The organism is Noviherbaspirillum denitrificans, assembly GCF_002211445.1.
GTDB classification, from domain to species: Bacteria; Pseudomonadota; Gammaproteobacteria; order Burkholderiales; family Burkholderiaceae_D; genus Noviherbaspirillum; species Noviherbaspirillum denitrificans.
The window spans coordinates 2,345,363-2,354,029 of sequence record NZ_LSTO01000001.1 but is presented as its reverse complement, the minus strand read 5'-3'; the positions used below and the strand labels follow the sequence as shown (position 1 = coordinate 2,354,029).

7 protein-coding genes are annotated in these 8,667 nt (G+C 63.6%); all 7 read right to left on the bottom strand.

Features of this window, described 5'->3' with window-relative positions; genetic code table 11:
- A partial coding sequence (gene murC / locus AYR66_RS11490; RefSeq protein WP_088709758.1) for a UDP-N-acetylmuramate--L-alanine ligase occupies nt 1-997 on the bottom strand: 997 nt, incomplete at its 3' end.
- A 1-nt stretch (nt 998) separates the two neighbouring features.
- Nucleotides 999-2,069 (bottom strand): undecaprenyldiphospho-muramoylpentapeptide beta-N-acetylglucosaminyltransferase, encoded by a 1,071-nt coding sequence (murG, locus tag AYR66_RS11485; RefSeq protein ID WP_088707602.1) that lies wholly within the window; start codon nt 2,067-2,069, stop codon nt 999-1,001.
- Nucleotides 2,066-3,274 carry a putative lipid II flippase FtsW gene (ftsW, locus tag AYR66_RS11480; protein ID WP_088707601.1) on the bottom strand — a complete coding sequence of 403 codons (1,209 nt, stop codon included), beginning with the start codon at nt 3,272-3,274 and terminating at the stop codon, nt 2,066-2,068. The genes murG and ftsW overlap by 4 nt, the downstream gene beginning before the upstream one ends.
- The gene (gene murD, locus AYR66_RS11475; RefSeq protein ID WP_234815027.1) at nt 3,271-4,704 is read right to left on the bottom strand and encodes a UDP-N-acetylmuramoyl-L-alanine--D-glutamate ligase; all 1,434 of its coding nucleotides are present in this window, start codon (nt 4,702-4,704) and stop codon (nt 3,271-3,273) included. Before murD ends, ftsW begins: the two co-directional genes overlap by 4 nt.
- Nucleotides 4,705-4,953: 249 nt before the next feature.
- The gene (gene mraY, locus AYR66_RS11470; RefSeq protein WP_088707600.1) at nt 4,954-6,123 is read right to left on the bottom strand and encodes a phospho-N-acetylmuramoyl-pentapeptide-transferase; all 1,170 of its coding nucleotides are present in this window, start codon (nt 6,121-6,123) and stop codon (nt 4,954-4,956) included.
- A gap of 1 nt (nt 6,124) precedes the next feature.
- A complete protein-coding gene (locus AYR66_RS11465) occupies nt 6,125-7,504 on the bottom strand; it encodes a UDP-N-acetylmuramoyl-tripeptide--D-alanyl-D-alanine ligase (protein WP_088707599.1) in 1,380 nt (459 codons plus the stop codon).
- The coding region (locus AYR66_RS29540; RefSeq protein WP_141104221.1) for a Mur ligase family protein at nt 7,504-8,667 on the bottom strand (1,164 nt) is incomplete at its 5' end. The genes AYR66_RS11465 and AYR66_RS29540, both read right to left, overlap by 1 nt.

Below are 8,667 nucleotides of genomic sequence, written 5' to 3'. Positions count from 1 at the left end.
CGTCGACCAGCGTGAAGGAACCGCCTGCCGGCAACTTGATCTCGCCATAGCGGGTGAAGCGGCGGCCCACGCCGTTGAATTCGCGCAGCGCCTTCTGCGTCGCTGCATCTGCCACACCCAGTTCGCGCGCGATAGCGATGGCGGCGCAGGCGTTCTGCACGTTGTGCATGCCCGGCTGGTTCAGGCGGACGGTCAGCGGCGGGTAATCGGCCTGCAGCACCGTGAATTCCATGTGGCTGTCGACCGCCTTGGCATCGACTGCGCGCACCTGCGCATCCTCCCGGAAGCCATAGGTGAGGATGGGTTTGGAGATGAACGGCATGATCTCGCGCACGTTCGGATCGTCGATGCACAGCATGGCGACGCCGTAGAACGGCAGGCGCTGGGTGAATTCGACGAAGGCCTGCTTCAGCTTGGCGAAGCTGTGGTCGTAGGTCTCCATGTGGTCGGCATCGATGTTGGTGATGACTTCGATGCACGGCGACAGGTTGAGGAAGGAAGCATCCGATTCGTCCGCTTCGGCGACGATGAAGTCGCCTGCGCCCAGCTTGGCGTTGGCGCCGGCGCTGTTGAGGCGGCCGCCGATGACGAAGGTCGGGTCGAGCCCGCCTTCGGCCAGCACGCTGGCAACCAGGCTGGTCGTCGTGGTCTTGCCGTGGGTACCGGCAATCGCGATGCCCTGCTTCAGGCGCATCAGTTCGGCCAGCATGATGGCGCGCGGCACGATCGGGACATGCTTTGCGCGTGCGGCGACGACTTCCGGATTGTCACCCTTGACCGCGGTCGAGGTGACGATGGCGTCAGCGCCCTGGATGTTCTCGGCCGCGTGGCCGAGCTTGATCTTTGCGCCGCGCTCGGCGAGGCGTTGCGTTGCGGCGTTGCTGGCCAGGTCGGAGCCGGAGATTGTGTAGCCGAGGTTGAGCAGCACCTCCGCGATGCCGCTCATGCCCGAGCCGCCGATGCCGACGAAATGGATGTTCTTTACTTTGTGTTTCATGCTATTTGGCCAATTCTTCCAGTACGTTCGCTATCGTTTCGTTCGCCTGGCGTCTTCCGAGGCCATGCGCCGCTTCGGCCATCGTCCTGCATTCCTCCCGGGTCAGGGATTGCAGCAGTTGCGCAACCCGTTCCGGATTCAATTCTCCCTGCGGCAGGTGCACCGCCGCCTTTTGGCTCGCCATCCATTGCGCGTTGTCGCGCTGGTGCGAGGTGGTCGACGCCACCAGCGGCACGAGCACGCTGGCCACGCCGGCCGCCGTCAGCTCCGACACGGTGATCGCGCCGGCACGGCAGATCACGAGGTCGGCTTCTGCATAACGGCGCGGCATGTCGTCGATGAAATCCACGACTTCCGCCTGTACCTGCGCATCGGCGTAGGCCTTGCGCAGGGCGTCGATGTGCTGCTTGCCGGACTGGTGGGTCACGACGGGCCGCACGTCCGCGGGAATACGTGCCAGCGCAGTCGGCAGGCATTCGTTCAATACTTTTGCGCCGAGGCTGCCACCGACAACCAGCAGGCGCAGCGGACCGGTGCGTGTTGCATAGCGCTGCGCCGGCGGGGCGACTTCGATGATTTCCTTGCGCACCGGATTGCCGGTCACAAGTGCCTTGTCGGCCGCGCTGCCGAAATCGGCCGGAAAACCGAACAGCACGCGCTGCGCGACCGGTGCGAGCGTCTTGTTCGACAGCAGCAGTGCCGCGTCGGCGTTGACCAGCACCAGCGGCACGCCGCGCGCCTTGGCCATCATGCCGCCCGGCACCGTGACGTAACCGCCCATGCCCAGCACCACGCTCGGCTTGCGACGGCCGATGATGCTGAAGCAGGAGGCAAATGCGCCAACCATCTTGAACATCCCGCGCACGGTGTGCATCAGTCCCTTGCCGCGCACACCGGCGAAGTCGATCGAATCCATGTCGATCCTGTGCTTCGGCACGATGTCGCGCTCCATGCCATGCATGGTGCCCAACCAGGACACTTGCCAGCCGCGCGCCTGCATCGTCTGTGCGATCGCAAGGCCGGGGAAGATGTGTCCGCCGGTGCCGGCTGCCATGATCAGGAGGCGTTTCATATCCGCCCTCCTCGCATCAGCACGCGGTTTTCATAATCAATTCGCAAAAGAATCGCCAGTCCTACACAATTAATCAGTACGCCTGAGCCGCCATAACTCATCAGCGGCAGGGTCAATCCCTTGGTCGGCAGCAAGCCGAGGTTCACGCCCATGTTGATAAAGGCCTGGACGCCGATCCAGATGCCGATGCCTTTTGCCGCAAGTCCGGCGAAAGTCAGGTCCATGGCGATCGCCTGGCGTCCGATTTCAAAGGAGCGCTTCACGATCCAGTAGAACATGGCGACCACGACGAGGACCCCGACGAAGCCCAGTTCCTCGCCGATCACCGCCAGCAGGAAGTCGGTATGCGCTTCCGGCAGGTAGTGCAGCTTCTCGACACTCCCGCCGAGGCCTACACCGAACAGTTCGCCGCGCCCGAAGGCGATCAACGAATGGGATAGCTGGTAGGCCTTGCCGAGCGAGTTCTCTTCGGTCCACGGATTGAGGTAGGCGAAGATACGCTCGCGCCGCCAGGGCGAGAGCAGGATGACCATGGTGAAGATGCCGACCAGCGTCGCGCCGATGCCGCCGAACCAGATACCGTTGATCCCGCCGAGGAACAGGATGCCCATCGCGATGCATACAATCACGCCGAAGGCGCCGAGGTCGGGCTCCAGCAGGAGCAGCAGGCCGACGAAGCCGATTGCGAAAGTCATCGGCATGAAGCCCTTGGTCAGCTTGTGCATCACTTGCTGCTTGCGCACCGTGTAGTCGGCTGCATAGAGCACAACGAACAGCTTCATCAATTCCGAAGGCTGCAGGTTGAATACCTTGAACGAGAGCCAGCGGCGCGCGCCGTTGACGCCCTTGCCCAGCCCGGGAACGAGCACCATCGCCAGCAGGACCAGCGTTGCGACGAACAGGTACGGGGCCAGCTTCTGCCAGGTCTCGACGCGCACGCGGAAGGCCAGCAACCCTGCGCCCAGGGCCGCTCCTATATAGAGAGCCTGCCTGAGGAGGAAGTGCGTGTTCTTGTAATTGGCATACTTCGGCGAATCGGGCAACGCGATCGAGGCCGAGTACACCATCACCATTCCGAACAGCATCAGGAGCACGACCACCCACACCAGCGGCTGGTCGTATTCCATCATCTTCGAACGCTGTACGACGCCGGGAATCGGCGCGCGCGCGGAGGAAGAGGCGAAGGATGGCATCGCGAACTTCATGCGATCACCTCGCCGCGGGACAGGGCGACTTCACGCACCGCATCGACAAATACCTGCGCGCGGTGGGCATAGTTGCGGAACATGTCGAGGCTCGCGCATGCCGGCGACAGCACCACGGCGTCCCCGGCTTGTGCCAGTTCGGATGCCTTCTGCACGGCGGCCTCCAGCGATACGCAATCAGCCAGTTCGACGCCGGATTGTTCGATGGCCGCGCGGATGGACGGTCCATCCTTGCCGATCAAGAGCACGGCGCGGACATACTTCGACACCGGCTCGGCCAGCGGAGCAAAATCCTGGCCCTTGCCGTCGCCGCCGGCGATCAGGACGATGCGGTTGGCGCCCAGTTCCGCGCCAAGGCCGTTGAGCGCCGCGACGGTGGCGCCGACATTCGTTCCCTTGCTGTCGTCGTAATAGTCGACTTCGCCGATGCTGCCGACCAGCTCGACGCGATGCGGCTCGCCGCGATATTCGCGCAATCCGTGCAGCAGCGGTGCGAGCGGCAGCCCGATCGCGCGGCACAAGGCCAGCGCGGACAAGGCATTGACGGCATTATGCTGGCCGCGGATCTTGAGCGCGTCGGCCGGCATCAGGCGCTTGACCATGACCGGGACGGCGACGATTTCTTTCTTGCGGCGCGGCTTTTCGCCTTCGTCCAGCGCGATGGCCGTGGTCAGCCAGTGCATGCCGTTCTCGTCGGCCAGGCCGAAGCAGTCCGGCTGTGCCGGCTCGTCGGTGCCGAAACTGATGCAAGCAGCCTGCGGCGCTGCCATCTGCATCACGCGTGCATCGTTGCGGTTCAGCAGGCGGATGGTGCGCGGTCCGAAAATACGCGCCTTGTCGGCGGCGTAGGCATCCATGCCGCCGTGCCAGTCGAGGTGGTCCTGGGTGACATTGAGCACCGTCGCCACGTCGGCCTGCAGGCTGTAGGTGGTGTGCAGCTGAAAGCTGGACAGTTCGAGCACCCAAGCTTGCGGCAGCTCGTCGCTGTCCATCGCCTCGCGCAGCACGTCCAGTGCCGCCGGGCTGATATTGCCGGCGACGACCGTCTTCAGGCCGGCGCGGCGGCACAGCAGGCCGGTCAGGCTGGTGACGGTGGTCTTGCCGTTGGTGCCGGTGATCGCGATGACCTTCGGTGTATAGGTGCGGGATGCGCGCAATGCGGCCAGCGCCTGCGCGAACAATTCGATTTCGCCCCACAGGGGGATGTTGAGTTCTGCCGCTGCCGGAATGATTGCGGCCAGCTCGCGGTCGGGCGCGAGGCCCGGGCTGACGGCGGTGAAGTCGACGCCGTCCAGCAGTTCGGCAGTGAACGGGCCGCCGATGAATTCGGCATCCGGAATGGCATCGCGCAGCGCAGAGAGGCGCTCGGGTTCGTTGCGGGTATCCGCGACGCGCAGCTTGACGCCGAAGCGGGCGAGCCAGCGCGCCATCGCCAGGCCGGATTCGCCCAGGCCGAGCACGAGCGCGCGCTTGCCTTCATAGGCGAGGCTTTCTTCCAGGGTGACCAAAGGCGCGGGCGGCGGTTCTTCAACCGGCACCGCTTCCTCCACCATCGGTGGTTCAACGTCGGCAGTGACGGTGGGAGCGTTCTCGGGCAAATCGCCCGCGCTGCCTTCCTGCTCTTCGTTCACGTTGTCATCCACGCCGTTTTCCACGCAGCTTTCCCCAATATTCCCTGTTTAACGCAGCTTCAATGTCGACAGTCCGAACAGCACCAGCATCATCGTGATGATCCAGAAGCGCACCACGACCTTGGTTTCCTTCCACCCCTTCTGTTCGAAGTGGTGGTGCAGCGGTGCCATCAGCAGGATCCGCCGGCCTACGCCGAAGCGCTTCTTCGTGTACTTGAAGTAGCCGACCTGGAGCATCACCGACAGCGTCTCCACCACGAAGATGCCGCCCATGATGAACAGGACGATCTCCTGGCGGACGATGACGGCGATGGTGCCGAGCGCGCCGCCTAGTGCCAGCGCACCGACGTCGCCCATGAACACCTGGGCCGGATGCGCGTTAAACCAGAGGAACGCGAGACCGGCACCTGCCATGGCCCCACAGAAGATTAGCAGTTCCGCCGCCCCGGGTATGTGAGGAATAAAGAGGTATTTCGAGTACACCACGCTGCCTGTGAGGTATGCGATGAGTCCAAGGGCGGATCCGACCAGCACCGTCGGCATGATCGCGAGGCCGTCAAGACCGTCCGTCAGGTTCACCGCATTGCTGGTGCCGACGATCACGAAATACGTCAAGGCGATGAATCCCCAGACGCCCAGCGGATAGCTGATCGTCTTGAAGAAGGGGACGATCAAGTCGGCCTTGGGGGGCAGGTCCATGTTGAAGCCGGACCGTACCCATGCCATGAACAGTTCCAGAACCTTGGTATTGGTCGGTGCGGAGACCGAGAACGCAAGGTAGAGCGCGGCGGCGATGCCGATCAGCGATTGCCAGAAGTACTTCTCGCGGGAGGACATGCCTTCCGGGTTCTTGTAGACCACCTTTCGGTAGTCGTCGACCCAGCCGATCGCCCCATAGCCGAGAGTCACGACCAGCACCACCCATACGAAGCGGTTGCTCCAGTCGGACCAAAGCAGGGTCGAGATGCCGATGCCGAGCAGGATCAGCGCGCCGCCCATGGTCGGCGTGCCGGACTTGACAAGGTGGGTTTGCGGGCCGTCGGTACGGACTGCCTGGCCAACTTTCAGGCGGGTTAGCATGCGGATCATGGCTGGCCCGGCGAGCAGTCCGATGACCAGTGCCGTCAGCGTAGCGAAAACAGCGCGGAAGGTGATGAAGTTGAAAACCCGAAGCGGGCCGAGGTCTTGTTGGAAGTATTGTGCCAGCCAAAGCAGCATATTAATGGGATCCCTGTCCGTGTTCTGTTGTGTTGACGAGGTGCTGGACCACGCGCTCCATCTTCATGAAACGCGAGCCCTTCACCAGCGCCGTCGTGCCGGCGGTGACCAGTGCCTCGGCTGCCTGGTTGATCGCTGCGATATCGTCGAAATGCGTCGCTCCCGCACCGAACGCGCTGCTCGCATGCTGTGCCAGCTGGCCCAGCGTGAGCAGGTGCTCGATGCCCTTGTCGCGTGCATACGTGCCTACCTCGACATGGAACTGCGGGCCTTCGTCGCCCACTTCGCCCATGTCGCCCAATACCAGCACCCGGGGCGCGGCAGCATGCGACAGGACGTCGATCGCGGCACGCACCGAGTCGGGATTGGCGTTGTAGGTATCGTCGATCACCAGGGCGCCACTCTTTGCCGTCTTGCGCTGCAGGCGTCCGTTCACTGGCGCGAAGGCTTCGAGTCCGCGGATGACCGCGTCCTCGGAAAGCCCGATCGCCAGTGCGCAGGCCGTCGCGGCAAGCGCGTTGCGGACGTTATGCTCGCCTGCCGCAGAGAGTGCTACCTGGAACTGTTTCCCACCGGCAGTTATGGACAGGTCACTGCCGAAATCGTTCACCTTGAATGTGCAAGTCACGTCCGCATCCGGGGACAGGCCGAAGGTCATGACCTTGCGCTGGCCGGCATAGCCGCGCCAGATGTTTGTGTATGTGTCATCGGCGGGGAAGACTGCCACGCCATCGGCGGGCAGGCCGAGGATGACATTGCCGTTTTCCTTCGCCACGGCTTCCACGCTTTCCATGAATTCCTGGTGTTCGCGTTGTGCATTGTTCACCAGCCCCACCGTCGGCTGTGCCGTCGCGGTGATGGTGGCGATCTCGCCGGGATGGTTCATCCCCAGCTCGACCACGGCCGCCTTGCAGGCCGCATCGAGGCGGAAAACCGTGAGCGGGACGCCGATATCGTTGTTCAGGTTGCCACGGGTGGCGAGGATGTTGCCGCTTCCGTAAGCTGCGGAAAGGATGGCCGCGATCATTTCCTTCACGGTCGTCTTGCCGTTGCTGCCAGTGACGCCGACCACCGGAATCGCAAACTGACGGCGCCAGTACGCGCCGAGTTCGTTGAGGGCGGCGCGCGTATCCGGCACCACCAGCGCCGGGACGGTCAAACCGTCCGGCACGCGTTCCACCACCACGGCGGCCACACCGGCGGCCGCCACTTCATTCAGAAAATCATGCGCATCGAAACGTTCGCCGCGCAAGGCGACGAACAGATTGCCAGTTGCTACCTGACGGCTGTCGGTCGAGACGCCGTCGAATGCTGCATCTGCCGCATTGACGATTGCGGCGCCTGAAATCCATGGCTGCACTTGAGCCAATGACGATTTCATCAGTTTGTTCCCTTCATTGTTGCCCGTGCAGCCAGCGCGAGCGCGGCATGGTCTGCATCCAAAAACGGCAGTTTCTTGCCCTTGATTTCCTGGTACGACTCGTGGCCCTTCCCTGCGAGAAGGACCACGTCGCTTTTTGCCGCATGGCGCACCGCCCACAGGATGGCGGACGCGCGGTCTTCGGTCACATGCAGCGCATCGCCCGGGAAGCGCGCAGCGTCGATGCCGGCAAGGATTTGTTCGATGATTTTTGCAGGCTCTTCGCTGCGCGGATTGTCGCTGGTGACGACGATGTTGTCGGCCGCCTGCGACACCTTGCCCATCTGCGGGCGCTTGCCCGGGTCGCGGTCGCCGCCGCAGCCGAACACGCACCACAGTTTTCCGTGGCGCTGTTGCGCGACTTCTCGCAGGGTGGCGAGCGTCTTTTCCAACGCATCGGGCGTATGCGCGTAATCGATCACGATCAGCGGCGCCTCATGCCCGCCGAGCTGCTCCATGCGGCCGGGCACGGAAGTCAGGCTCTCGATCGCGTCGAGCGCGGCACGGAAATCGATGCCGCGTGCCAGCAGCACGCCCATCACGCCGAGCACATTGCTGACGTTGAACTGGCCGACGAGCTGGGTCTTCACCTGCGCGGTGCCGCCGGGAGCGTCGAGCCGGAAGACCGTGCCGCCATGGCTGCTGCGGATGTCGCTGGCGGCAAGCAACGGAACGCCGTCAGCTTTATTTCCTGCCGCCGAGTAACCGGTCACCGCCAGCGACGGACGCGTGGCACGCAGGTGTTCTACCAGGCGCAGACCCATATCGTCGTCGAGGTTGATGACGGCATGTTCAAGTCCGGGCCAGTCGAACAACCGGCGCTTGGCTGCCTCGTAGGCTTCCATCGTGCCGTGGTAATCGAGGTGGTCGCGGGTGAAATTGGTGAACAGCGCGACATTGAAATGCATGCCGTTCAGCCTTCCCTGGTCAAGGCCGATCGAGGAGGCTTCGATGGCAAGCGCTTGCGCGCCTGCAGTCCGCAACTGCGCCAGCCTGCGCTGCAGGAGGACCGCGTCCGGCGTCGTGTAGCCAGTGTTGTTGAAGCCGCCGTGCTTGCCGGCACGGTACAGCGCGACACCGAGCGTGCCGACCACTGCTGTCGGCTGACCGAGGCCCGACAAGGC